Here is a 26,216-nt window from a genome sequence, read left to right as displayed (position 1 = left end):
AATACATGTCTTTTTTATTTAAAACTATCCAAATTATTTTATAGTTTTTATACTAGTTGATTTTTTGAAGTTCCTTTTTCAATGAACTCTTTCAAGTTTTCATACGAATACTCAACCATATTAGCAACTGCTTCATCAGTATAAGAACCAATATGAGGTGTTACTAATACTCTTGGATATAATTTATTAAATCTTTTTTGTAATTCATCTGGAGTACTCTTACTTAAATCTTTATTAAAATATTTTGCTTCTCCTTGTAAAACATCAGTTGCAAATCCTTGAATTTTACCATTTTCAACTGCATCTAGGATATCATTAATATTTTGAATTTCTCCACGTGAAGTATTAACTAAAATTACGTTATCTTTCATTTTATCAACTAATCCTTTATTAATAAACTCTTCATTAACTCCTTTAATATAAGGCATATGAACAGAGATAATATCAGATTCTTTTAATAAAGTATCTAAATCAACTTGTTTACAAACATCACCTAAATAGTCTTTAGCAACAACATCATATCCAATAACATTTGCTCCAACACCTTTAAATAATTGAGCAGCTGTAAATCCAATTCTTCCTAGTCCAATAATTCCTACGGTTGATTTTCTGATTTCTTTACTAAACATAAATGAATCAATTAGAAAATTATTATCCTTTGAACGATTTGTCATATATGTTGTATGTCTTGCTAATGATAATGAAAGAGTTAATGCTAATTCAGCAATCGCATTAGGTGAATAAAAAGGAATATATGCTACTTTTAATCCTAATTCTTTTGCAGCTTCTAAATCGATGTGATTATATCCAACTGTTCTTGTTAAAACATATTTCACACCATAATTTTTATAAATTTCAAGATTCTTTCTATCTGCTGGACAGTTTGCTCTTAACATTACTGCTTCACAACCTTTAGCTAAATGAACTGTTTCATCATTCAACATCTTATCTGTTAATACTAAATCATAATTAAATTTTTTATTTAATTCTTCAAAAACTGGCTTTTCAACAGCTCTTACACCATAACATACTAATTTCATAATTAACTCCTCCTTAAACTAAATTCAAAATGAATATCCAAACAATAAGGGCAAATACCGAAACAACAGTTGATACAAGCGATGCATTTGATGCAAATACCGGTTCTTTGTCAAAACTAATTGCATATCCAACTGCTACTGTTGCTGGTGGTGTTGCTAACATTATGATAATTGAAAAAGCAACTGAAGCATCAGTAGGTAGTAAATTAACTGCTCTTAACGCTAATACGATTCCAAGGAATATTGCTGGAACAATTACTTGCTTAATAGCAACATAAATCCAAACATCTTTATCACGTGAAGCATCTTTCAATGAAATCTTAGCAAGTGTCATACCAATTGCAAGCCATGCAAGTGGCGAAGCAAGTGCTGCTAAGTAACCTACACCTTGCATAAACCATGGAGCAGTCTTATCTAATCTAAAGATTGAATAAGTATTTTCACCAATTGTTGTTTTTGGAGAAATACCTTGTGTTACCCAAATTAATAAGCCAACAAATGTTGCAATAATAATTGGATTCAATAAGATTTGTTTTAAATTCTTCTTTTCAAATTTCATTCCTGATAATGCAATATAGCAATATGAATATAAGAATACTCTATATGCAATATTAAAAAGGTTTGCATATAAAACACCATTTGGAAATTGTGATGAAAATCCTGAAATAATCGGAATTCCAAAAAATGTTGTTGATCCAAAAATTGTTAGATTTCTAACAACCTTAAGTTTATCACCTTTATATTTAAACTTAAACAAGAAACTAAGTCCAATTAATATTAAATATGCTACAAATCCAAATACTAAAACTTTTACTGCGTCTAGTCCTTGTCCTTTGTTATCAGTCATAAATGATTTAAATGCCAACGCTGGCAATGATACTGTCATCAACACTGCAGTTAATCCTTTTGCAGTTTGATCGCTAACCTTGTTTTTCTTTCTTAAGTAGTAACCAAGTCCAATTATAAAAATTGTTGAAAAAATTGCTCCTAGAAAACTTTGGCTAGACAATAAATTCTTTATTACTTCCATCTTCTTTTCTCCTATATTTTATTTTTTTGCTTACTTTATTAATAGATTAATAAATATCGCCTTCTTTATGTAATATTTTTATGCAAAACAATTATAGTCCTATGATTTTATTAAGTCAACTAAAATCATAAAAAAACAGACTATACTCAAACGAATATAATCTGTTCTATCTTACTCTAAGAATATTCCAATACCAATAACATCTGGACCAATATGTGCTCCAACAACAGGTGTTGATGGCGCCTCATAAAGATTTTCTATTCCTAATTCATCTTTTAAAATTTCTAAAAAATAATCCTTTAATTCAGAATCACCTGCATATAAAATATGTGCAAAAAACTCTCTTCCTTTAGTATATTCTTTAACATTATCAGCAATTTTCTTTAGCGCTTTTTTTATATTCCTAGTTTTTTCTACTGCAACAATTTCTCCAGTACCTTGAACTTGAAGAATTGGCTTTATCTTTAATAATTTCCCAAAAAAAGCTTTCGCACCTGAGAGTCTACCATTATTCACTAATTGTGTTAATGAATCTACTGCAAAAAATATTGTATTATTTTCTTTCATGTGATCAAGTTTTTCAATTACTTGACCTATTCCCATTCCAAGTTCAAACATTTTCTTAGCTTGCAAAGCAAAATACCCCTCAGAGAAACAAACAGTCTTAGTATCATAAACAGTAACATCAATTTTATCAGCAACTATTTGACTAGCTTGATATAAAGAATTATATGTCCCACTTAATAAACTTGAAATTGTTGTTACAAAAACATGTGTATATCCCCTATTTGCAAGATCTTCAAAATACTCAACCATTTCACCAATCGATGGTTGACTTGTTTTTGGAACCCACTCAGGATTAGTTCTTAATCTTTCATAGAACTCATCAGCAGTTATGTCTTTTCCATCTAATAATTCTTTTCCATCACATAATAATTTTATTCTAACAATATCAATATCATGTGGTTCATTATAATAATCTAAACATCCTGTTGATGTCGTTGCTACTTTTATCTTCATTCTATCCCTCACAAGTTTTATTTTTTAGTAATATATTTTGTCCAAATATTAATATATTTTGTATTAAATCGTATTGTAGTAATTATATCATAAGGAATAATGTTTATCTCCTCATTCCACTTACCATCAACCGTAAAATCTCTAAACCAAACGCTCGTTTCTGTAACTTTTTCAATAATACCGATAACAAAAAAATTATCCTCATCATCGTATTCTCTTTCAATAGCAATAATTCCACCCATACCTTTTAAATCATTAAAGATTGTTTCAAATGATTCTAAATTGATATTGTATTTAATTATTTTTTCAATTAAACCTTCTTTTTTATTTATTTCAGAAGAAAAGTTTCTAACAATTTTAACATTACTAATGTCTTCATATTTTCTAATTTGATATCCATCTAGTTCAAAATCAAATTCTTCTACTCCTAAAAAGAAATCTTTACTTTGGTTAATTGCATAAAAGAAAATTGCTTCCGGATTATATACCGCTTTAACGGCAATCAAATCTTTATTTTCAATGCTTGACTTAACCACATCATTTATTACACTTTTTATCATTTACATATCCTTTAAAAATAGTTTTGAATTAAAACAACCGGAGTTCCACGATCTCCACTTCCACTCATTAAATCAGCTAATGAACCTAGTAGACTTGTATACAATCTTGGTGTTGTTCCAAGTGAAATATCTGTACCTTTTAAATTGTTATTTTTATCTGCTATTTTTCTTGCTACTGCATCTTCTAATTCTTGTCCTCTTAAATTTTTAAACTCATTATCAATTAAAAACTTTAATTTTATTTCATTAGGACTTCCAACTAAACCTTCAGTATATGATGGTGAAACAACAGGATCTGCTAATTCCCAAATTCCTGTTGATGGATCTTTAAATGCTCCATCACCATAAATCATAACTTCTAGTTTTTTACCAGTTTTTTCGAACATTCTTTTTTGAATTTCATTTAATAAATCCCTAGATTCATTAGGAAATAATTTAACTTTATCTTTTGTTGCTGTATTTGAACCTAATAAACCATATTTTTCATTATATCCACTATTATTAATCGGCTTAGTTAAAATATCATCTAGTCCATAAACAGTCATCTCCAAATCACTTTTTAACAATGATTTTGTTTTGAATCTTGTATGAATATCTGCAGCAATAACATTTTTTGTATATTTTTTTATATCACTTGGATTATTAGAAAAAATAAAATTAACTTTTGTATTTTCTAATTCACATATCTCACGATAATACTTAACCATATTAACACCTGTATATGGATGAATATAATTATTAAAATGTTTCACATAGTCTTCTTCACTTATAACATCACTATAAGGATTAATTTTTAATTCACGAAGCTTATCTTCATCTAAGATTCCATTACCAACTTCATCAAATGGATAGCTTAATAGAATTGTTAATTCTTTTGCTACTCTTGCAAAAGCTCTTAATAGAATTGAAAATCTATTTCTTGATAATATCGGAAAAACAACTCCTATGTGATCTCCATTAAACTTATTTTTAACATCTAAGCTAATATCATCAATTGTCGCATAATTATTCTTGCTAATACTAACAACAGCCTCAGTTATTGCAATAATATCTTTATCACTAAACTCATAGTTATTTTCTTGACTTGATCTTAACACTGAATCAACAACAATAGTTGCTAAATCATCTCCCGATTTTATAATTGGTGTCTTAATTCCTCTTGCTATAGTTGTCTTCATTTTTATTCTCCTTTTTTGTCAAAAAAATGTTTTAAAACTAGTTTAATATTTTCACTCCAATAATCCCAATTATGATTACCTTCATTTTCAATAAATGTATGTTCAATATTATTATTTTTCAAAAATAAATCAAATTTCTTATTATCTTGATAAAGAAAATCATCTTTACCACACATAAATAATATATCTAAATTCTCTGGTTTCTTACGCTTTATTATTTTGTATAAATCAATATCTTCATTACTATATGCATCTTCTCTACTACCAAATATTCCTTTAAATAAATCTTTTCTATTACTATTCTCGTGAATATCAAACATTCTAAGAACATTAACAGCACCTGATAAAGAAGCAACCCCTTTAAATCTCTCTGGATATGTTAATGCAATTTTTAAAGCACCATAGCCACCCATAGATAATCCTGCAATATAGGTATTATCTTTAGTTAAATTCAAATTAAATAATTCACCAATTTTTTTAGGTAACTCAGTAGCCATATAATTGAAATAGTTTAAACCATATTTCATATTAGTATAATAACTATTAGTAGCAGCAGGCATAACAACAGCAAGTCTTCTTTCATTTGCTAGCTTTTCAATCCCTGCAAGTCTTACCCAATCCATATGCGAACCATTATATCCATGTAAAAGAAATAAAACATTAATATTTTCTTGTTTTTTTATTCCTTCAGGGATTATAACTGCTATTTGAACATTTAAATCTAATTCATGACTAAATATATTTCCTTCAAAGAATGCCATTCATTCCACCGAACCTTTTCTTTTGTTTATAGAACATAGATATTGTATCATTTTTTATAGTTTTTTTAAATGTTTAATGTAGTTTATCTATATATTGTTTAGAGGTTCTAAAAAAAATAATCTCTACTACTAGAGACTACTTTTCACTTATCTTAAGTGCTTTCTTTTGTTTTTTAATTTTATTTATTGCCCATGTGTAATGTGCAGAAGTATTTCCAATAAAATATGCAGCAAGGTTTGAACTTTTAGTCCATTTATAATACTTCTTTTCAAACAACTCTGAATCACTATGTTTTTTTATTATTTCGATTATTTCATTATGTGATTGTTGAAACTTCTTCATTAATAATTCTAATTCTACATCTTGATACTTCTTCCATATTTCAAAATTTAAATTAGGTAATGTTCTCCATGTATAACCAACACCGGGAATAATTGGTTCTTTCATTTGGATTGTTCCAATATTATACCAACTTTCAACCATATTATGCCACTCATGCAAATGAGCAATAACATCTCTAATATTCTTATCGCGGTCTTCAAATTGAAACTCTTTATTTATGTCATCATTTGAAAAAGAATTAATAAGATCAACTAATAATTGATAATTAGTGTTAGCTTGTAAAAGCAATTCTTCTTTATTTGTTGGTCTTGGCATTTTTATCACTCCAATATTCTAAATTTGGTAAACTTTTATTTAAATAATTTCTAATATCTTCTTCTCTTTCATTTGAAAAACTTGCTATATGAGGAACTAAAAAATCCATTATTTCATCAAATGTTTTATAAATATACTCACCATCTGTATAACACCACTTACAATACTTATCATTAAGATTACCATTTTTCTCTCTACTAAGGTGATCTATTTCTTCTAGAGGCATTCCACAACATTGACAAATAAGTTTAGTATCTGCATCTAATAAAAGATTTATCGAAACATTAAAATAATTTGATAGTTCTTTTAGTGTTTCTAAGTTAGGACTTGCTAAACCATTTTCCCATCTACTAACTGCTTGCCTTGTAACAAATAGTTTTTCAGCCAACTCTTTTTGTGAAACTTTTTTATTAATTCTTAAACTTTTTATTACGTCTTTTGTTTTCATAATAACCTTGTATACTCTATTTATAATTATAGTATTCGGTGAGTATACATTCCTTCCGCATAATTTTGTACTATAATTTAACTAAGGCGCCGTGGATTTGTTTCATATAAATAACGCTTTGACGTTCATTAGAGGCTCTTACCACGGTTCCTATTTTTACTATCAATTAGTTAGTTAACGCTTCGACGTTTTATCACAAGGATATAGAAATAGGATTCCCGTGCAAACTACGCGCCAAATAAATAGGAGGCGAGATCTATGTTCCATGTAGGAATAGATATCTCAAAATTTAAACACGACTGCTTTATAGCTACTAATGCAGGCGATACGGTTTTGTCATTTACATTTAATAATGACCATGAAGGATTCCAAACTCTAAAAAAAGAGTTAGTAGCACTAGGTGATAAAACCCAAATAAAAATAGGGTTAGAATCAACTGGACACTACGGAATCAATTTAAAATCATTTTTATCTAAGTTAGGATATACCTACTTAGAGTTCAATCCTCAATTAACGAATAAGTTTTCGAAGGCTACCTCGTTAAGAAAGACTAAAACTGATAAAATTGACGCTAAATTAATATCAAGTATGTTAGGTCACTTTGATTACAAAACCCTACATACATCATTTTATCATGAAAATGATTTAAAAGAATTAGTTAGACTAAGAGAAAATTATCTTGAGTCTAGAAGCAGGGAGTTAGTAAGACTCACTAACATCCTTGATAAGGTATTCCCAGAATTTAAACCTTTTTTTAACAATATATTAGGTAAAACCCCTTTATATATCTTGAAAAAGTTTAAAACTAAGGAAAAGATTGCAAATCTTAATAATGACCATTATGATACTTTAAGGAAAATGTCAATGGGTAAACTTAGTTATCCTAGGTTTTCTAATCTAAGACATTTAGCTAAAGTATCGGTTGGTATATCTAGTAAAATCTATGAATCCTTGATTCCCATGATTGTAGATAACTATTATCATTTAACAGAGCTTATAAACCAATTAGATGAACAAATAACAATTTTGTACAACGATACCGATTCCTTAATTCACACTATTCCAGGTATTGGAATAATCACTGCCGCTTCTATTTATGCAGAAATCGGTAATATCAATCGTTTCACTAATTCCGGACAAATAATAGCTTATGCTGGATTAGATGTTAGTGTTAGTCAATCAGGTACACAGGAACATCAGGGTAAAATTGTTAAACGAGGTTCTTCTTTACTTAGAAAGAAACTTTATAACTATGCTCTTTTAAGTTTAAGATTCATTCCACAATTTCATGACTACTATCATAACAAGAAAACATTAGGTAAACATCATAAAGTGGTTTTAACACATATTTGCAGAAAATTAATCCGCATTATTTTTCACATTCAAATTAATAAAACACCATTTGATTTAAATAAGATTAAGTAATTTGTAGCTAATTATTTATCTTTATATTCACACCTGAGCCTATTTATAGGTTTTTTTGTATTTTATTTATCATTTCATTTTACTTTCTATAGTTAGTCTCCATAAGAATATTATATCACTTTCAAAAAACTAAAAAAGCAATCGTTTGTTGCTTCAAACCTCGCTGTGTCTAAAACAAGAAATCAAATGATCATTTACCATACCAACTGCTTGCATAAACGCATAGATTATTGTTGAACCAACAAACTTAAAACCAATTTTCTTTAATTCTTTACTTATTTGATCTGATAATTGCGTACTAGCAGGAACCTCGGATATAGTTTTATAATGATTAACTACCGGTTTTCCATCAACAAAACTCCAAAGAAAATTTGAAAGACTTCCATACTCTTCAATAACTTTAAAATAACATTTAGCATTATTAACAACACTATTAACCTTAAGTCTATTCTTAATAATTCGATTATCTTTTAATAGTTTTTCAATATCAACATCAGTTAATGTTATTAATCTTTCAGGATCAAAATTATAGTAAGCTTCTCTCATTCCTTCTCTTCTTTTTAAGATTGTTTGCCAACTTAATCCAGCTTGTTGTCCTTCCAATATTAAAAACTCAAATAAAACCTTATCATCATAAGTTGGAACTCCCCATTCATTATCATGATACTTCATTTCATATTCACTTGTATTTGCCCAACTACATCTTTCTATATTCATATTTGAACCCCCCTCAATAATAATAATGCAACGATAAATGAATATCCTAAACTATACAAAGTTCCTAACAAATAATACTCGGCAAATTCAACATCATCCGTTATTTTTTTATATCTAGTTAGTGTTTTAGCTGCAATGATTAATGCAACCGAGCCAATTTCTCCCATAATAAACAACAACATTATAATTAATCTTTCTAATGTTCCAATCCATCTACCCACACTTTGCTCATCAATATTGTCATTTTCATCTTTAGGTTTGAAATTACTAAACAAGATTTTAAATGTTTTATTTGCAGGTTTTCCATTCAAAAGAACAGCAAGCATCAACGGAAAAAATTTTTGAATTTTTGCTGTGTGAGTAGCCCAATTGCTACTAAAAGAGATTTTATCTTTAAAGATTGCTGCTAATATAAAAATTGTTACTATATGAAGTAACTGATCAAGACAATAAGCAAGTTTTTCATGTTGATTACTTTTATCTAACTTTTTCTTAAAACCATATTTAATAATATTAATGAAGTTATGTACCAACAAATTGATTACTAAAACTATTAATAAATTTATTTCAAATCCAAAGACAGTTAAAAAAACAGTGCTTAACATCAATAAAATCAACAAATTTATAAATTGATATTTAATCTTTTCTTCTTTTTCTGATTTAAAATAAAAATCTCCCAAAACATGAATTATTCCCAACAAGCAAATAATATTACTCATTCAGTCATCTCCATTTCTATTAATTTTGTTATATATTTAAATGTATTTATAAAATCATAATATTTTGCATTATTTAAGATTTTATTAACTCTTTTTATATCTTCATTTATTTTCATTGCTAATTCTGTTTGAGTAAAATCTAAACTAAACCCATAAAGGTTAATTGTCTTATCAATTATTTCTTTTTGACTTTTAGTAAACTTTGTTTCAATTAAATTCAATATAACAAAAGTATGATTAACTAAGTCTTCGATATTCTTATTATTCAACCCTTTAATTTTTATACTGCTTTGATTTCGAAGACTTTTTTCATTTTTCTTCTTTAAACTTTCAACCATTTCACGTGCATTCCACCAAACTGGCCCATCAGTACCAAATGAATTAGTCGTGTTTTTAATGCTCGTTTCAAGATTACCTATTCCTATGCCTACTCTAATCTCCACATCTTTTAACTTTAATTTTATTTTATAGATCATTTCAAATATATTAGCGGTTGAAGATAGTAGAACTTGAAATTCATCGCCCAATGTTATTGTAAACCTCATCTTTATATCTTGATCATATTCAGAATTAATTTCATCTAAAATTGTTTCTAACTTTATTTGCAGCTTATATCTATCAAGATTTTGTTTCGAGTTTTTTATATCACAAATGATAGCTATATATTTATTCATAATATTTTATGTCCTTCCTTAAATAATATAGACTTAATACTTAATTTACTTTTATTATATCATTTTTTCTCTTAAATACAAAAAAATCGCATTTAAAAGTGCGATTTATCTAATTTCGCATTTTAAACTGCGATTTTTGTTTTTTCGCATTTGAAAGTGCGATTTATTTAAAATATCTAATTACTTTTATTCCATTTTCTTTTTCAATTTCTAACATAACTGGCTGATTAATATAAATATTCTCTTTTTCATTCCCAATTAAAATAAAGTGTGAACAAAATATGTATTCATTATACATAAACATATTCATCGGATCATACCCTTTAATTTGATATTTAGTATTCAAATCCGTTTTTTCTAATTTTTTGAAGACATTAACTTTCATTTTTCTTTTTAAAACTAATTCATTAAAAATAACTTTTAATTCTGAATCAATCACTAAATTATCATATGATTCAACTTCATTTCTCTTAATTAACTCATAAACTGTTCGCTTACTTTTAAAACTAAAACTCTTAAAATCAATTCCATTTTGATCAAGTAACAAATAATATAATGCTCCAACATAATAAGATATTCTTCTAATATCGAAAATTAAATTCATATTAATGATATTTTCTTTATAAATTAAAACTCTTTCTAAATACTTATCATTTGATAATTGTTTTAAAGCCACTAAAAAAACATACTCCGCTGTTCCTTCAATTGTTTCTGTTTTATATTCATTAATTATATTAGTGCCAATTAACTTATATCTGTAGTTTCTAATTGAAACAAATAAATCAAGCTTTTTATTACCATTCAAAGAATCAACTAAAACTTTATTCTCATTTAGCTTTGCTTGATAGTTTGAAAGTTCATTTGGGTACATTAGAATTTCCAAGTCATTTGGATATCTCGCTTCTCCATTTTCCATCTGAAAACAATGAAACATTTCATGAACAAGACTTGCCGTTAAAATATCAATATCATAGACTGGATCCATTTCATAATTCCATATAGCAATTAACTCATCTTGGTATTTTATTGCTGTATTACCTATAAAACTTTCATTATAAGGAATTATTTCACCATTAATACAAACTTCTTTTGAACTATAAATAGCAAATTTATATTTCTTAAAGTTTGGCCAAATCTCTTCAAAATTTAATTTTTCTAGCTTTTCATTAATATTTTTATATATTATCTCTAATTTCATAAGCACCTCTATAAGACTATTTCATATACTTCAATATCTAAAGTATCGCCACTTCGGTTTTTCTTTATTTCCTCTTTAATAACTTTCGCATTAAAAAATAAAGGTATTTTCTTACTAGCAATATTTCTTTTATCAACCGGGTAAACAAGTTTCTTATATCCTAATTCTTTTGCATATTGAATTACTCTTGAAGCGGCCTCTCTTCCATAATGATTACCATGAGATTCTAGTTTTGTCCAAAGTCCAACTTCAGGAGTTACATTTTTTAAATTATGTAGTCCAACTAAACCAATAAACTCATTTGTCGATTTTTTTAGAATTGAGTAAATATAATCTGTTTTACTTTCTCTTTGTAAAATCATTGAATCAACAATTGTTCTCACTTCTTCAATCGTTTTAGATGGTCTTGGATACATATACTTAGTAACTTTCGAATCAAAATATTTAAAAATATCGTTAATATCACTATGACTAACTGGTCTTAATATTAATCTCTCTGTTTCCATAAAATCACCCATTCTTTATCTTTTTAGAATAATAAACAACTAATATGTACATATATATAATAACACTATATACAGTAAATCTCTCTGCAACTCCAAAATAACTATCTGAAAGAATATTTGAGAACATTGCTCCCAAAAACATAACTAATAAAACAACTAAACTAAATATACTAAACTTCTTATTAATTTTTCTTTCATCTAAGTATACTAATATAATTGACACTATTGATAATAAAACAACTATTCCTGTAACAACAAGGTGTCCGATATCTTTGTAATCTCCTTTATTAGATAATGGAAAAATTAAATATCCAATTGTTGATACACACTGCATACATGCAAATCCAATTATTCCTTTTTTTCTTATTTTAAGACTCAATACTATTAAACAAACTGAGAATAACAAACCACTTAAGAATGTTATTAATCTAATTAGAATAACATTGCTTGCTCCATCTGCTGTTAGATCACTTACAGCTTGTTTTAAGGGATTATAACCATGATTTAAGATGTTTCCTAGTATAACATGCATAAAATACAATACTAAACCTAATAACGCCAAGACTTTCAATTTTCGCTTCATTTTATTTTCTCTTTCACATTTATTTTAACTAAAAAATCATTTAAGTATTTCTAAATAAACTTGTTTAGTAAGTAATCCTCTTAATTTTGATTCATCAATTCTATGATCTTTACTTACTAAATAGATTTCTTCTGTTTCATTGTTATCCACAAACTTAATTTCTTTTGGTAATACACCTCTATAGACTACCCAAAGTAATCTTTGCTCGTCCTTAGTAAAGAATTTATATAATTCTAAATCAGTAACACGCATTCCTGTTTCTTCGTAGAACTCTCTGATTGCTGCTTCTTCAATTGTTTCCCCAATATTTCGATATCCTCCAGGAAATGTTAATTTACCCTTTTCCCGACCTTTTAAGGAAACCATCAAAAACTCATTTTTATCATTAAAAGCAACAACAACTGCAGCAACATTAATCAAATTTCCCCAATCAACATAACCACAATTATTACATTTTCTAACTTTAGTTTCATCCACTATTGCATCTATTAACTTATTACCACATTCAGGACAATACTTCATACAAATCAACCTCAATTCTTATTTATTATTATATCATTTTAATAAAGAAAAAAAGTCTCCGTTTAAAGAAACTTTTTTTTCCATAAGAATATTGTTTTTGTAAATAGTTCATCCATCATCTTTTATACACGCCAAGCATTTGTGAACTATTCATTCAAATTATACAACTTATTAGACACATTGTCAATGCTAAATCAATCAATCCTATCAAATCTATAAGAGTTTTAATATATGATCCAATAAGTATAAATAATAATTATTAACTTGTTAATTTTCAGCTTTTTAAAAATACCTAATATTTATTCATATAAACCGTAGACAATAACATCTTTAATTTAGACATCAAAAATAAATATAAGATTTTTATTTTAAATTTATATAAACACTTCTTTCTTTGAACTAGAAGACTACAAAACTATTACCCTTTTCTATATTGTGAATTATCAATTCAAATAGCAGTTTTATTTGAACGTATTATCAACAAAATTGTGGCAATATAATACAAATAGTTTCAAGTTGTTGAATGAGCATTCAAAAAAACATAAAATCAATACTATGAAAACAAGATTAAAAGAACTAAGAAAGCGAAATAACCTTTCTTTAAGAGAATTAGATGAAAAAGTTAATATCAATTATAGTCAACTTGCTAGAATTGAAAGAGGAGAATCATTTTTATCTCAACAACACATTAAAGTGTTGTCTGAGTTCTTTGGTGTTTCTTCTGATTATTTGCTTTGTCTATCTGATAATGAAAAGTTTGTTTTGAAAGAAAATACTTTTAAACCTATTCCTATTATTACTTCTCTAGTTAATGGAAAATTTAATCTTAAAGATTCTATCGGTTACTTAACTGCTGATGTTGATATAAAAGAAAACTATATTTACTTTAAGATAGATGATGATTCAATGTCTCCTACATTTTATGATGGAGATTACGTTTTAATTAATCTTAAGAAAGAACCGGAAAACAATGATCTTGTTCTTGTTGGAACAATTGATAAAAATGCCTTTATTAGAAGATATAGAAAAACAAATAATGAACTTATGTTGCTCCCTGATAATAATCTTTATGATCCTTTAATTGTGAAGAATAATTCAACCATAATTATAACAGGTGTAGTCTACGGATTTTATCGTCCTCATCTAAGAAACGAACAAATAAAATGATACTATAAAAAATTAATACTATTAATAAATAAAAAATCTGGAAATTATCCAGATTTTTTTACTTAATGTCTTTTTACTTCTGCATAATCAAACTCTATTTTTAAGATTGATTTATTATTATGAATATCTGCAGTTTCTAACGTTATTATATATCTATTTTCATTTTTTTCCAAAGAATCACTTATCCAAAAAGTCTTTATACTTTCTAAATTTCCATCTTTAAACTTATAATCATATAAACGAATATTTTTTACTTTATTATCAACAATTGCTTGCCTAGAATCAAGAAGCAATTCTAAATAATTTTTTTTATTTTTAATATCAGAATTAACCTCAGCCACTTTAATAATTTTTGCATCATGTAATCCATCCCAATACCAATTTAAACAATTTTTTAGTTCTTTGAATTTAAAATAAGGTCCTAAATTACTTTCATGTGTTTTAACAAAAGTCCATGAAAAATCTTTAGCAGTAATATAAATATCATTACGATTATCTAATAATTTTTCTAAATCAGCATTCGATTTTATTTTCTTAATCTTTGAAAAATTATTAGGATATCCACTAAAAGCTATGACTTCAGTAAAATCACTCTTTTTTAAACAATTCAAAGCTTCTAGTCCTTCTATTGATCCTACTTCTCCCCATGTAAAAATATGCCATGGTAAATTTCCTTTAGAAAGTACTCGTTTATTCATAATATCTTTAGATACATTTGTTGCAAATACTCGATACCAACTCTTAAAGAACTTTTCGATTTCCATATTCCCTCTCCAATTTATTATCTCTATTCTAAAATAAAGATATCTTCAATAGACAAATCAAATAAACGAGAAATTTTCATAGCAAGTTCCAATGATGGATCATACTTATCATTTTCAATCGCTATAATTGTTTGACGGCTAACTCCTAATTTTTGTGCCATATCTTCTTGTCTTAAACCAATTTGTTTTCTAATTTCTTTAACGTTATTCTTCATACAATTAACTTCTAGCTCAATGTAGCATAAACTGTTATACCAATTGCAACAATAAGTAAAACAACTATTACAATTGACCCAATTGTCCATAGCAACTTATTTGGTTCTTTATATTCATCATCACCATCAACCATTTTTTTGCTAATATACATCTCTGTAAATCTTTGCACACATAAAAGTACTATTAAAATATACATCGGAATGTTCAAACTTTTAGTTTTATTTATCACCATATTAATACTTTCATATAGAGTCCAAATTGCTAGAGCAAATATTGCAACTTTATAACTTATTTCTTCAGAACGTAGTTTGATGGTTTTTTCCATCTCATTTTTTTTCATTTTCATACCTCCATTAATGTTAAATGTTCTTTACATTTTTATTGTATATCACATTTTAAATAATGTCAAGAGAACTTTACATTTTTATACTGAAAAATATTTAACATTCAAGGATACCTTGTTTAATTAGTCGATTTTATTTCTAGAAATTAGAAATTCTCATTTGCAAACTATTACGATACAGACTTTTTGTTTGACTTTCATTATAATATTAGAATTAATTACTACTAAATAAATCAGCTAAATCACATAATAAAAATCCTCACATAAATATGCAAGGATTACTCTATACGTTATTAAAAACAAAATGAGGTCATTATAGATATGGCGGAAGCGGCGGGATTCGAACCCGCGTGCCCTTTCAGACAACTTGATTTCGAGTCAAGCTCGTTATGACCTCTTCGATACGCTTCCACTTTTTAGATTATAGCACTTAATTATTCAAATATTTTTTTATTTTCTATTATTTCTTAACTTATTAACAAAATCAAATGCTTTTTGATAAATAGGTTTCATTCTTTCTTCTGAGGTTATATTAATCATATCCTCTAATGCAAACCATTTAACACCACTATTTTCATCTTCTTTAATCTTTAATTCTTCATTTTCATCAGCAACTAACAAATATGTTAAATTCAAATGTAGGTGATCAGGAATATATTTACCATGTTTAATATGATTTTGCACCTTAATTATATCTATCATAATTGGAGTATTTAAGTATGGTTCAATATTCTTTAGTCCTGTCTCTTCTTTTGCTTCTTTTATTGCAACATTCAAACAATCATCATCATTGTCATTATGTCCACCAACCCAAGCCCATGCTTTATAAATTAAATGATATGCAAAAACAACCTTTGTTAAATCCATATTAACTACAATTGCTGATGTCGTTAAATGAGCAATCATATTGTCTCTGCTTAAACAATCACTGTTTCTATTTATAAAAGCTAAAATTGCTGCTTTATCAACCGCTTCTTGTTCATTGATTGGTTGATATTTTTTTATAACATCTATATACATTATTCTTCCTCATTTCTATAAACTATTTTTTCATCTATTATCGTAGCATAAACTTCATTCTCTTTTAATTGTTCTAAACTAATAGTCATTAAATCTTTGCTAAAGGCTGAAAAATCAGCTTTATATCCAACTTTAATCATTCCAATATTATCATTAATTGTTATTCCTGGATTAACAGTATAGGCTTTTATACTTTCATATCTGCTAATTCCCATATGATAAATCCCTAATAAAGGATTTGGATTTTCAACTGGTGCATCACTACTACCATTTAAGATAATACAATGATCACTATATTCTTTAAATGGGTATATTAGGGGATTATGATTTATATTTTCACTAATAATCTCTTTATCACTTTCAATAAATAAAGGTTGAATATCTAATGCTATATTACTTTTACTTAGTTTATTAATTGTTTCCATATCTGCAAGTGATGCATGAACAATTCTATCAATCATTTCATTATCATTCTTATATTTAATTAAAATATTAGTTACTTCACTTAATGCTAAGTCACCAATTGTATGGATTGCTACACTATGTTTGTTATCTCTTATTTTTTTTATTTTTTCTAAAAAGATTTTTTCGCTATCCATTCTTAATCCATTAGTATTTAAATTTTTATAGTTTTCTTTTAGCAATGCAGTTTTTGAAGATATTGTCCCATCGTAAAATAGCTTAACTTGAATATCTTTTAAATACTTATTGTCAATATTATAATTAGCTATGTATTCATCAAATACATCATAATGAATCAACATATTAATTCTAAAAGGATATTCTTTAGTTATTTCATTTAAGATACCAAGTGTTTCTTGATAACTGTTAAAATACGATAAATCGTCAGTATGAACACCTGTTATTCCATATTTATAAAGTGATAAAATTGCTTTATTAGTCATTTTCTCTAATAATTCTTTAGAATAATTACTCCAAATCGGTAAAACTTTCTTAGCATCTTCTTCTAATAATATGCCCGTTTTATGTTCAAATCTAATTTTTTCTAAGACTTTCGAATTAACTGTAAAACTATGATAATCATTATGTCTTAAAATGATCATATAATCGCTACTAATTACGTCTAAATCGTCTTTTGTTAAACCTGAATCAAAATATCCTTCAACAAATAGATCTTCACTATTATAAAAATTCTTTATTTCATTAATAACGTCATTAGTTTTAATAACATTAGCAAGTAACTTTCTTCCATATCCAATTAAATGCATATGTGCATCAGTAAAGCCTGGAAAAACATAACTTCCGTTTAAATCAACTATTTCATTAGGCTCATAACTTAGGCAGTCATTACCAGTAGCAATAATTACTCCTTTATCTGTTAAAACCATATTAGTTTTTTTATTCTCTTCTTCCATTGTATAAAATGTTGCATTTTTAAACAGCTTCATCATTCTACCGCCTTTATATGTTATAATAACAATTAATAATGTTAAACATATTTTAACATATATTGAGGTGAGAAAAATGAATAAAATATTTGATGTAGTTAAAAAGTATAATATAAAAAATGATTTCTTTTTACCTTACGGTTTTGATAAGGGAAAGATTAACTTTGAAGCGGTTAATTCTTTAAATCATATCGAAGATGGGAAATTAGTTTTAGTAACAGCTATTAACCCTACAAAAGCCGGAGAAGGTAAAACAACTGTCTCAATTGGGCTTGCAGATGGCTTAAATGCTATTGGTGCAAAAACAATGCTTGCCCTAAGAGAACCTAGTATGGGTCCAGTCTTTGGAATTAAAGGTGGTGCAACCGGTGGTGGACTTAGCAGTATTGAGCCTGAGTTAGATATAAATCTTCACTTTACTGGGGATTTTCATGCAATAACTTCAGCACATAATTTATTATCCGCATTAATTGATGCCCATATTTTTTATGGCAATGAACTAGGTTTCGATAAAGTTCTATGGACTAGAACACTTGATGTTAATGATCGTTCATTAAGAAAAGTTCAAACTGATTTACGTGAAGATAGTTTTGTTATTACTGCTGCTAGTGAAATAATGGCAGTCCTTGCTCTTGCAAATGATCTAGATGATTTAAAGTTACGCCTAAATAAAATTTTAATTGGTTTAACTATTGATAATAAACCAATTTTTGTTAGTGATTTAGGGGTTAGTGGAGCCTTAATGCTTATTCTTAAAGATGCTTTTAATCCCAATGTTGTCTTAACGAAAGAAGGTAATCCGGCACTAGTTCATCTTGGACCTTTCGCTAATATTGCTCATGGTTGTAATTCAATAATTGCTACAAAACTTGCTCTTAAAATGGCAGATTATGTTGTAACAGAGGCGGGTTTTGGTGCTGATTTAGGAATGGAAAAGTTCTTAGACTTAAAACTTCCAGAATTAAAAAAAGATGTTTCATTAGTTGTTTTAGTTACAACTCTTCATTCTCTTAAATCTCATGGCGGGGCAGAAAACTATTTTGAACCTAATCTAGAGGCTTTAATTAACGGTATACCACATCTGGAAAAACATATCGAAAATATTCAAAACTATAATTTAGATTTTGTAATAGCAATCAACAAACATACAAACGATGTTAATGACGAGATTAATTATTTACTAAATTGGGCAAAAGAAAAAAACTTTAAAATTGAAGTATCGGACGGTTTCAATTCTGGAAGTAGGGGAACTAAGGATTTAGCAGAACTTGTTGTTAAAACAATTAATAATCATAAAATAAGAGAGATTAATCGACCATATGATTTAAATGATACACCTAAAGATAAAATCTATAAAATTGCTACTAAGATATATGGAGCTAGTGATGTTAAATTCACTAAAAAAGCTTTAGAGCAATTAGAAATATATAATAATCTTATTAAAGATTTACCTGTATGTATCGCTAAAACTCCTTCATCATTTTCAGATGATTCAAAACTTTTAGGTAGACCAAAAAACTTTGTTATTACAATTAAAGAAATTAAACCATCACTTGGATCTAACTTCTTCGTTGCTATAACTAAAGGTATAAACATTATGCCTGGTCTTAATAAACATTCAAGAGCATATGACTTTTAAAAAAAGGCCTCGTGGCCTTTTATTTTTATATTCCTAATTATTTTAGTTATTAAAAATAAACTGGGGTCATTGTATACCTATGTAATTATCTGGGGTTATAAATAAAGAAAATCCTTCTTGTGTTATTATAGTTTTGCACACTTAATAATCAAGGAGGATTTTCATGTATGATAATATCATAAAAGTATTAGAAATTGAACACTTAAGTCATAAAATTGAATCTATTGATGCAGTATCAACTGATGGAATTGTTAGTTTTCATATTAAGCTTAAAAAAGAAACTATTCCATGCCCTTTATGCAATGGAATTACCACTACACATGACTACCAAAATAAAAATATAACTCATAGTATTTCTACAAATAGAAAATCTTATATTATTTATCGTAGTAGAAGATATCGATGTTTAATATGTAAAAAACGTTTCTTTGAACCTAACCCTTTTACTATTAATAAAGATAGAATTAGTCATTATACTAAATTATCTATTTTAGAACACTTAAAGAATCCTTCTAATACATTTACTAGTGCTTCTACTATCTTTAATGTTTCTACTAAAACTGTTATTGATATTTTTGATGATTATGTTGATCCAAATAGAAATATATTACCTAAGTTTTTATGTATCGATGAATTTCATGTTTCAAAAAGGACTAAACATCCTTATGCTTGTCTATTCTTAGATTTTGAAACAAAAAAAATAATTGATGTTTTAAAAACTCGTCATAAATCATATCTATTAGAATATCTATCTAGTCTTAAACATACTGAATTAGATAATGTTAAAGTAGTTATTATTGATATGTGGAAGCCTTATAAAGACGTTATATCGAAAGTTATGCCTAAAGCTTTAATAGCTATTGATTCTTTTCATGTTATTAAACATATTAATGATATCGTTAATAAGCATCGTATTAAAGTAATGAATAAATATGCTGGTAATATTGAGTTTAAAACTTATAAGAATGATAAATATTATATGTTAAAGAAGTTTCATTATTTCTTTACTAAAGAATACGATAATATCTATAATGGTTATATTTCTATTCCTAAGTTTAGAATTAGTCTTAATAAATCTTCTATTAAAGATTTTCTTTTATCCATTGATGATGATTTAACTGAAGTTTATAAAATCAAGGAAGAATATCGTGAGTTTAATAGAAACTCTAATTTTGATAATGCTAAAGAATTACTATCTGATTTAATTACTAAATATCGTAATCACAGGTTAGAAGATATTAGATCTTTTGGTAAATTACTTTCTAATTGGAAGAATGAGATTATTAATTCCTTTATTAAATCCGATTCTAATAGAAGATTATCTAATGGACCAATTGAAGGTACTAATTCTAGAATAAAGACTATTATTAAGACTAGTAATGGGATTAAAAGTTTTAAGAGATTAAGAGCTAGAATCATTTATTCTATTAATAAAGATGTAGCCCTTAAAATACCCGAATAAATTAAAATAGATTGGATAGAAAAAGCGGAAGAAATCAGGTTTAGATTCTTCCGCTTTATTACATACCACATTATATTACATAGGCTACTTAGCCACACCTAATTACATAGGTGTTTTCAATAAAACCACACGATATTACTAAGAGCCATTATTTTAAAATCCAAAACCAAAATCTTTATATTCACTAAAACTAGGAAAACTTGGCATTTTTTCACCAAATTTAATAGATAATCCCATACTCAAATTAATATTGCCAATTTCATCATCTTTAATCTTTAAATTAAAGTTTAAAGCTGCTTCAACAAATTTATTATCTTTTATTACTATAACAAATTCAAATTTAATATTGTCAACTTCATTTAGAACTTCAATAAGTTGTTCTTTAGTAACTAGTGATCCACCAAAACTAGAAACTAAATCTGCGACTCTTTCAGCATTGTTTTTCAATAAGTCTTTAGTAACCTCTAATTTTATTCTAAAGTCATTATCTTTTTCATAGAAAGTTAATCCTTCATAACTTCCTGTCATTTCAATAATTCCAGAACTTTTAATTAATTCCCCAATATTTGGACTTGGAATTTCAACTGGTAAACTAGGTGTAACTCCCGATTCAGGAATTTTATATTTTCCTTTAATTGATTGTGTTGTTCCACTCATTTCCATATTCAAATCAGCGTTTAAATATACACTACTGTTTTGAGAATATATATCACCGCTACCTTTTAATTTCATAGCTGATGATGTCACATTTCCTGATAGTGAAACTTTTGCATTACCATTTGCTTGAATATATGCATCGAAATCAAGTTTTGCATTTGCTTTTTCATCAGATATTTTAGCATCTAATCTTACTTTAGCTGTTATTCTAGCAACATCTTCTTCACTAACTTCAACATTTTCAAGTTTAGTTGCCAATTCTTCTTGTGATAACTCAACTTGATCTTTTTTATTTGTTGTTGGCATTTCTACATTTGAAGATGAACACCCAACAAGAATAGCTAATGATACAACAAAAACTAATAAACTTATAATCTTTTTCATTTTTAAATCCTCCTATTTCTATCTTAATTATACATTATCTTAAACTATTAAAGTGAAAAAATCCCCTTTTTTTGATTATTTATTTGTTTTTCAATTATTAAATTTTCTTCTTTCAATTTATTAATTAACTCTTTTGCTTGGTAATATCCTAAATCAAATCTTTTCTCCATTTGTTCCATATTAAAATCAAGCATCCCTAATAACGTATTTGCAAGTTTCTTTTTAGGTGAAAAATCAATAATTGTTTTATCATTATTGGAATTATAAACACTTAAATCATATCCAGGTGTTAATCCTATTGTGATAATAACATCACAATTTTCATTAACTAAAACATCAACAGGTAAATTATCATATAAACCACCATCAACATAGTAATTACCATCAATTTCTGTAGGTCCAAAGATTACAGGAACAGATGAACTCGCTAAAACAATTAAATGTGGATTATTTGATGTATTTAAACATAAAATTTCTCCCTCAGTGTTTTCTTTTTTAAGTTGAAATCTTAAACCTTGATTATCAATAATCTTTGTAACAGCAGCGTAACCAACAATATTACTATTAATAATATCTGATGGACTTTGTTTTGATACTAAAACATCATACATAACTCTTTGATCAAACAAGCCTAATCTATCACTTTTAAATCTGTTTAATCCATTATTATATAGTGTATTATTACTAATTTGTTTCCATAAATCAATCATGTCATCAATACTCATCTTACCAATAACAAGGCAAGCATTAAGTGATCCGATTGATGTTCCTGAAACAATCTTTAAATCATCTAAAAGATTTTCTTCATATAATGCTTTTAGAACACCTATTTGATAACTTCCTTTAGCTCCGCCACCACCGAGTGCTAATCCTAATTTCATTTTATCACCTTTATCCTAATGCAACATCCAAAATCATCATTATTGTAAACCCAATCATAAAGCCAAATACAGCATAATGAGCTCCTTTTGTTGATTGGTTTTGTTGTGCCTCTGGAATTAATTCTTCAACAACAACATAAATCATTGCTCCTGCTGCAAATGCCAAAGCATATGGAAGAACTTGTGTCATTGATGAGACTAGTAATGCTCCAAGTACAGCAGCAATTGGTTCAACTATTGCTGATAATTGACCATAAAAAAATGCTTTTCCTCTACTCATTTTTTCTTGAGTAAGTGGAATTGAAACTGCAGCACCTTCTGGAAAGTTTTGAATACCTATTCCAATAGCTAATGCGATTGCTCCAACTGTTGCAGCAACAACATTATCACTTGCTCTATTAATTGCTCCAAAAGCAACTCCTATTGCTAGTCCTTCAGGAATATTATGGAGTGTTATTGAAAAGACAAGAAGAATATTCTTTTTTAATTTTGTATGAATTCCTTCTTTTTCATGATTTTTCCCAAAGTGCATATGCGGAATTGTTTTATCTGCAATATATAAAAATAACCCTCCAGCTAAAAATCCAATAGCAACAACTAACCAAGGTATTGCTCCATTATCTTCAGCCCATTCAATCGCTGGTGATAATAAACTCCAAAAACTTGCTGCTACCATAACTCCTGCAGCAAAACCAAGCATTGTATTTAAAACATTCTTTTTAATATCTTTAAAGAAAAAAACTAAACCAGCACCAAGTGCCGTAATAAACCATGTAAATGTTCCTGCAATTAATGCTTGAACCCATGATTGTAAACCCATAAACCAATCTAGCATATTAATATACCTCGTATCATATATATAAAAATTATATCACAAATTATTTTAGTTTTTAATTAAGGTAATTAAAATAAGAAAAGCTTTTTTATCTGATTCATATGTTAATATATCTAAAACTTGTTCTTTATTTAACCATAATACTTCATTAACCTCTGCATCTTGTTTTATTAAATCTGTACTAATTGCTTCTGCTAAGAAAAATGTTACTTCTTTATCAATCATCTTATCTCCCATATAAAACTTATAATTAGTAACAAACTCTTTATCATTTACAATTTTAATATCAATATTCGTTTCCTCTTTTACTTCTCTTATTGCTGTTTCTTTTTTAGTTTCCAGTCCCTCAATATGGCCTTTAGGAAAACTGTAATGTCCTCCGTATCGATGCTTAATAACTAAGAACAAATTTTCCTTATTATAGACAATCGCTCCGCATGAATATTCTTTTTTCATTTTCCCCCTTGTATACTCGATTTATGATTATAGTGGTGAATCGAGTATACATCCTTTCTTTATTTTCTACTATAATATATTTAAGGCGCCGTGGATTTTTTTCATTTTATTAACGCTTGACGTTTACATGAGGCAACTACTACGGCTCTTATTTTTAACTTTCAATTAGTTAGTTAGCGCTAGACGCTTTATCACAAGGTTAAAGAAATAAGAGATTCGTTAAACCCTGCGCCAAATCATTAGGAGGTGAGTATCATGTTCCATGTTGGAATAGATATCTCAAAATTCAAACACGACTGCTTCATAGCTACTGATGCAGGTGTTAAAATTAATTCGTTCACATTCACGAACGATTATGATGGATTCCAAAATCTCAAAAATGAGCTAAGTGCTTTAAGTGATCCAAGTCTAATAAAAATAGGTTTTGAGTCAACTGGGCATTATGGAATCAATTTGAAATCATTTTTATCTAAATTAGGTTATACTTATTTAGAGTTTAATCCTCAATTAACAAGTCAGTTTTCCAAGGCTACTACGTTAAGAAGGACTAAGACTGATAAAATTGATGCTAAACTAATAGCTTCCATGTTAGGCCAGTTTGACTACAAAACCTTACATAGTAAATTTTACCATAAAAATGAATTAAAAGAATTAGTTAGACAACGAGACACTTATTTACAAATGCGTTCTAAACAATTAGTTCGTCTAACAAATGTTTTAGATAAGTCTTTTCCTGAGTTTAAAGGTTTTTTCAATAATTTAATGGGTAAAACACCTTTATATATATTAAAAACCTATAAAAACAAAGAGAAGATATCTAATTTAAATATGACCCACTTTGATAAATTACGCAAACTTTCAAGGGGCAAATTCACATATCCAAAGTTTTCAAAACTAAAATCTTTGGCCAAAGAATCAATTGGTACTTCAAGTAAAATATATGATTTACTAATTACTACCATCATCAATCATTATTCTGAATTAGTTAGAATAATTGAGGTTCTTGATACGGAAATTGAAAATCTTTACTTTAAAACAGATTCCTTGATTCACACAATCCCCTCTATCAGCATCATCGCTGCAGCAGCTATTTATGCTGAAATTGGAGATATTACTCGTTTTTCTAATCCTGGTCAACTAACTGCTTATGCCGGACTAGATGTCAAGATTAGTCAATCTGGTACAACTGAAAGATTCGGAAAAATTGTTAAACGTGGTTCTTCACTACTACGTAAATATCTTTACATGTATGCTTTCTACTCATTACAGTATATTCCACAAATAAATGACTATTATCACTTAAAACGAAATCAAGGTAAACATCATAAGGTTATTTTAGTCAATATCTCTAGGAAATTAATCCGAATAATTTATCACATTGAAACTAATAAAGTCTCGTTTGATACAAACAAGTTAGTATAATATGTAGCTGATTATACTCTTCATATTTTTAATTTAACCTTGATTGAGGTTTTTTCTTGTTTAATACTTCAAATCTCTTGACTTCTGATAGTTAGTCTCATTTCTTTTTTTGTTATTAATATTAACATAAATATAGTTTTATGTCTAACTTTTAAAGTATCAAATTAGTAATTGCAATCACTGAATGTTATAATAAGTAAAAATCAAGGAGGATAACTAAATGACTACACCATTTATTATTTATTTAATTGTTTTATTAATTATGAGTATTGTTACTTACAGTGCTTATGGAATGGATAAGAAAAAAGCTATTAAGGGGAAATGGAGAACTAAAGAGAAAACTCTTTTACTTATGTCTTTCTTTTTTGGATCTATAGGTGGTTTATTTGCAATGTATCATCTAAGACATAAGAATAAACATTGGTATTTTGTTGTTGTGAACTTTATATCATTTATTATTCATATTGCACTAGGTGTTTTTCTTTTTAACAAAACATTTTAAAAAAATGGGACTTTTTAAGT

Annotated in this window: 30 protein-coding genes and 1 tRNA gene; 6 read left to right on the top strand and 25 right to left on the bottom strand. The window is 27.3% G+C overall.

Going from position 1 to position 26,216, the window contains the following annotated elements:
* Window positions 1-47: 47 nt before the first annotated feature.
* The 8 genes from EXC62_RS01920 to EXC62_RS01885 all read right to left on the bottom strand — a co-directional run bounded on the left by EXC62_RS01920 (window position 48) and on the right by EXC62_RS01885 (window position 6,695).
* Window positions 48-1,040: a 2-hydroxyacid dehydrogenase gene (locus tag EXC62_RS01920; protein ID WP_035375838.1), complete on the bottom strand. Its 993-nt coding sequence runs from the start codon at window positions 1,038-1,040 to the stop codon at window positions 48-50.
* 13 nt (window positions 1,041-1,053) lie between these two features.
* Window positions 1,054-2,070, bottom strand: a complete 1,017-nt coding sequence (locus EXC62_RS01915; protein ID WP_026390904.1) for an AEC family transporter — start codon at window positions 2,068-2,070, stop codon at window positions 1,054-1,056.
* A gap of 171 nt (window positions 2,071-2,241) precedes the next feature.
* Complete coding sequence (locus EXC62_RS01910; RefSeq protein WP_026390903.1) at window positions 2,242-3,090, bottom strand: DegV family protein; 849 nt, start codon at window positions 3,088-3,090, stop codon at window positions 2,242-2,244.
* A gap of 17 nt (window positions 3,091-3,107) precedes the next feature.
* Window positions 3,108-3,650 (bottom strand): hypothetical protein, encoded by a 543-nt coding sequence (locus EXC62_RS01905; protein WP_026390902.1) that lies wholly within the window; start codon window positions 3,648-3,650, stop codon window positions 3,108-3,110.
* A gap of 11 nt (window positions 3,651-3,661) precedes the next feature.
* Window positions 3,662-4,828, bottom strand: coding sequence for a coenzyme F420-0:L-glutamate ligase (locus EXC62_RS01900; RefSeq protein WP_035375836.1), 1,167 nt, complete (start codon window positions 4,826-4,828; stop codon window positions 3,662-3,664).
* A 2-nt stretch (window positions 4,829-4,830) separates the two neighbouring features.
* Window positions 4,831-5,589 carry an alpha/beta hydrolase gene (locus EXC62_RS01895; protein ID WP_026390900.1) on the bottom strand — a complete coding sequence of 253 codons (759 nt, stop codon included), beginning with the start codon at window positions 5,587-5,589 and terminating at the stop codon, window positions 4,831-4,833.
* Between the two features lie 136 nt (window positions 5,590-5,725).
* The gene (locus EXC62_RS01890; protein ID WP_026390899.1) at window positions 5,726-6,247 is read right to left on the bottom strand and encodes a ClbS/DfsB family four-helix bundle protein; all 522 of its coding nucleotides are present in this window, start codon (window positions 6,245-6,247) and stop codon (window positions 5,726-5,728) included.
* On the bottom strand, window positions 6,228-6,695 hold the full coding sequence (locus EXC62_RS01885) for a zinc ribbon domain-containing protein (protein WP_035375835.1): 468 nt from the start codon (window positions 6,693-6,695) through the stop codon (window positions 6,228-6,230). The genes EXC62_RS01890 and EXC62_RS01885 overlap by 20 nt, the downstream gene beginning before the upstream one ends.
* A 258-nt stretch (window positions 6,696-6,953) precedes the next feature.
* Here EXC62_RS01885 and EXC62_RS01880 point away from each other — a divergent pair, with 258 nt between their 5' ends.
* On the top strand, window positions 6,954-8,120 hold the full coding sequence (locus tag EXC62_RS01880) for an IS110 family RNA-guided transposase (protein ID WP_026391051.1): 1,167 nt from the start codon (window positions 6,954-6,956) through the stop codon (window positions 8,118-8,120).
* A 153-nt stretch (window positions 8,121-8,273) separates the two neighbouring features.
* Here EXC62_RS01880 and EXC62_RS01875 read toward each other — a convergent pair whose 3' ends face one another.
* The 7 genes from EXC62_RS01875 to EXC62_RS01845 form a co-directional block, all read right to left on the bottom strand.
* Complete coding sequence (locus EXC62_RS01875; protein ID WP_162140292.1) at window positions 8,274-8,837, bottom strand: DNA-3-methyladenine glycosylase I; 564 nt, start codon at window positions 8,835-8,837, stop codon at window positions 8,274-8,276.
* Window positions 8,834-9,556, bottom strand: coding sequence for a DUF3307 domain-containing protein (locus EXC62_RS01870; protein ID WP_162140293.1), 723 nt, complete (start codon window positions 9,554-9,556; stop codon window positions 8,834-8,836). Before EXC62_RS01870 ends, EXC62_RS01875 begins: the two co-directional genes overlap by 4 nt.
* A complete protein-coding gene (locus tag EXC62_RS01865; protein ID WP_162140294.1) occupies window positions 9,553-10,230 on the bottom strand; it encodes a SatD family protein in 678 nt (225 codons plus the stop codon). The genes EXC62_RS01870 and EXC62_RS01865 overlap by 4 nt, the downstream gene beginning before the upstream one ends.
* 163 nt (window positions 10,231-10,393) lie before the next feature.
* A complete protein-coding gene (locus EXC62_RS01860; protein ID WP_026390965.1) occupies window positions 10,394-11,428 on the bottom strand; it encodes a hypothetical protein in 1,035 nt (344 codons plus the stop codon).
* Between the two features lie 8 nt (window positions 11,429-11,436).
* Complete coding sequence (locus EXC62_RS01855; RefSeq protein WP_052590022.1) at window positions 11,437-11,934, bottom strand: GNAT family N-acetyltransferase; 498 nt, start codon at window positions 11,932-11,934, stop codon at window positions 11,437-11,439.
* Between the two features lie 4 nt (window positions 11,935-11,938).
* Window positions 11,939-12,517, bottom strand: a complete 579-nt coding sequence (locus EXC62_RS01850) for a DUF998 domain-containing protein (protein ID WP_162140295.1) — start codon at window positions 12,515-12,517, stop codon at window positions 11,939-11,941.
* Between the two features lie 36 nt (window positions 12,518-12,553).
* Window positions 12,554-13,039: an NUDIX domain-containing protein gene (locus tag EXC62_RS01845; RefSeq protein ID WP_162140296.1), complete on the bottom strand. Its 486-nt coding sequence runs from the start codon at window positions 13,037-13,039 to the stop codon at window positions 12,554-12,556.
* A gap of 555 nt (window positions 13,040-13,594) precedes the next feature.
* On the opposite strand from EXC62_RS01845, the gene EXC62_RS01840 reads away from it, so the two are divergent.
* Complete coding sequence (locus EXC62_RS01840; protein WP_162140297.1) at window positions 13,595-14,206, top strand: helix-turn-helix domain-containing protein; 612 nt, start codon at window positions 13,595-13,597, stop codon at window positions 14,204-14,206.
* A gap of 62 nt (window positions 14,207-14,268) precedes the next feature.
* On the opposite strand, the gene EXC62_RS01835 is transcribed toward EXC62_RS01840, so the two are convergent.
* The 6 genes from EXC62_RS01835 to EXC62_RS01810 form a co-directional block, all read right to left on the bottom strand.
* Window positions 14,269-14,970 carry a DUF4275 family protein gene (locus EXC62_RS01835; RefSeq protein WP_026390967.1) on the bottom strand — a complete coding sequence of 234 codons (702 nt, stop codon included), beginning with the start codon at window positions 14,968-14,970 and terminating at the stop codon, window positions 14,269-14,271.
* Between the two features lie 23 nt (window positions 14,971-14,993).
* The gene (locus EXC62_RS01830; protein ID WP_026390968.1) at window positions 14,994-15,185 is read right to left on the bottom strand and encodes a helix-turn-helix transcriptional regulator; all 192 of its coding nucleotides are present in this window, start codon (window positions 15,183-15,185) and stop codon (window positions 14,994-14,996) included.
* A gap of 11 nt (window positions 15,186-15,196) precedes the next feature.
* Window positions 15,197-15,526 carry a hypothetical protein gene (locus EXC62_RS01825; RefSeq protein WP_026390969.1) on the bottom strand — a complete coding sequence of 110 codons (330 nt, stop codon included), beginning with the start codon at window positions 15,524-15,526 and terminating at the stop codon, window positions 15,197-15,199.
* 325 nt (window positions 15,527-15,851) lie between these two features.
* Window positions 15,852-15,940: transfer RNA gene (locus EXC62_RS01820), tRNA-Ser, on the bottom strand.
* Window positions 15,941-15,979: 39 nt separating this feature from the next.
* Window positions 15,980-16,549 carry an NUDIX hydrolase gene (locus EXC62_RS01815; RefSeq protein ID WP_197724323.1) on the bottom strand — a complete coding sequence of 190 codons (570 nt, stop codon included), beginning with the start codon at window positions 16,547-16,549 and terminating at the stop codon, window positions 15,980-15,982.
* Entirely contained in the window at window positions 16,549-17,958 is a 1,410-nt protein-coding gene (locus EXC62_RS01810) for an amidohydrolase (RefSeq protein WP_026390971.1), read from the bottom strand. Before EXC62_RS01810 ends, EXC62_RS01815 begins: the two co-directional genes overlap by 1 nt.
* A gap of 22 nt (window positions 17,959-17,980) precedes the next feature.
* On the opposite strand from EXC62_RS01810, the gene EXC62_RS01805 reads away from it, so the two are divergent.
* Together EXC62_RS01805 and EXC62_RS01800 are read left to right on the top strand one after the other, a co-directional pair.
* Window positions 17,981-19,597 (top strand): formate--tetrahydrofolate ligase, encoded by a 1,617-nt coding sequence (locus tag EXC62_RS01805; protein ID WP_408609940.1) that lies wholly within the window; start codon window positions 17,981-17,983, stop codon window positions 19,595-19,597.
* A 163-nt stretch (window positions 19,598-19,760) separates the two neighbouring features.
* Window positions 19,761-21,059, top strand: a complete 1,299-nt coding sequence (locus tag EXC62_RS01800; protein WP_129747433.1) for an ISL3 family transposase — start codon at window positions 19,761-19,763, stop codon at window positions 21,057-21,059.
* Window positions 21,060-21,212: 153 nt separating this feature from the next.
* Here EXC62_RS01800 and EXC62_RS01795 read toward each other — a convergent pair whose 3' ends face one another.
* The 4 genes from EXC62_RS01795 to EXC62_RS01780 are packed head-to-tail and all read right to left on the bottom strand — an operon-like array spanning window position 21,213 to window position 24,272.
* The gene (locus EXC62_RS01795) at window positions 21,213-22,100 is read right to left on the bottom strand and encodes a hypothetical protein (protein ID WP_026391044.1); all 888 of its coding nucleotides are present in this window, start codon (window positions 22,098-22,100) and stop codon (window positions 21,213-21,215) included.
* A 47-nt stretch (window positions 22,101-22,147) separates the two neighbouring features.
* A complete protein-coding gene (locus EXC62_RS01790; RefSeq protein ID WP_026391043.1) occupies window positions 22,148-22,981 on the bottom strand; it encodes a patatin-like phospholipase family protein in 834 nt (277 codons plus the stop codon).
* Between the two features lie 10 nt (window positions 22,982-22,991).
* On the bottom strand, window positions 22,992-23,816 hold the full coding sequence (locus tag EXC62_RS01785; RefSeq protein WP_026391042.1) for a ZIP family metal transporter: 825 nt from the start codon (window positions 23,814-23,816) through the stop codon (window positions 22,992-22,994).
* Window positions 23,817-23,864: 48 nt separating this feature from the next.
* Window positions 23,865-24,272: a bis(5'-nucleosyl)-tetraphosphatase gene (locus EXC62_RS01780; RefSeq protein ID WP_026391041.1), complete on the bottom strand. Its 408-nt coding sequence runs from the start codon at window positions 24,270-24,272 to the stop codon at window positions 23,865-23,867.
* A 255-nt stretch (window positions 24,273-24,527) separates the two neighbouring features.
* On the opposite strand from EXC62_RS01780, the gene EXC62_RS01775 reads away from it, so the two are divergent.
* Window positions 24,528-25,694 (top strand): IS110 family RNA-guided transposase, encoded by a 1,167-nt coding sequence (locus tag EXC62_RS01775; RefSeq protein WP_129747431.1) that lies wholly within the window; start codon window positions 24,528-24,530, stop codon window positions 25,692-25,694.
* A gap of 220 nt (window positions 25,695-25,914) precedes the next feature.
* The gene (locus tag EXC62_RS01770; protein WP_035375563.1) at window positions 25,915-26,196 is read left to right on the top strand and encodes a DUF1294 domain-containing protein; all 282 of its coding nucleotides are present in this window, start codon (window positions 25,915-25,917) and stop codon (window positions 26,194-26,196) included.
* Window positions 26,197-26,216: the final 20 nt, after the last annotated feature.

The sequence above is a fragment of the Haploplasma axanthum genome (assembly GCF_900660745.1).
In the GTDB taxonomy this organism is placed as follows: Bacteria; Bacillota_I; Bacilli_A; order Acholeplasmatales; family Acholeplasmataceae; genus Haploplasma; species Haploplasma axanthum.
The sequence above is the reverse complement of the archived record's forward strand: the minus strand, read 5'-3'. Positions and strand labels throughout refer to the sequence as shown.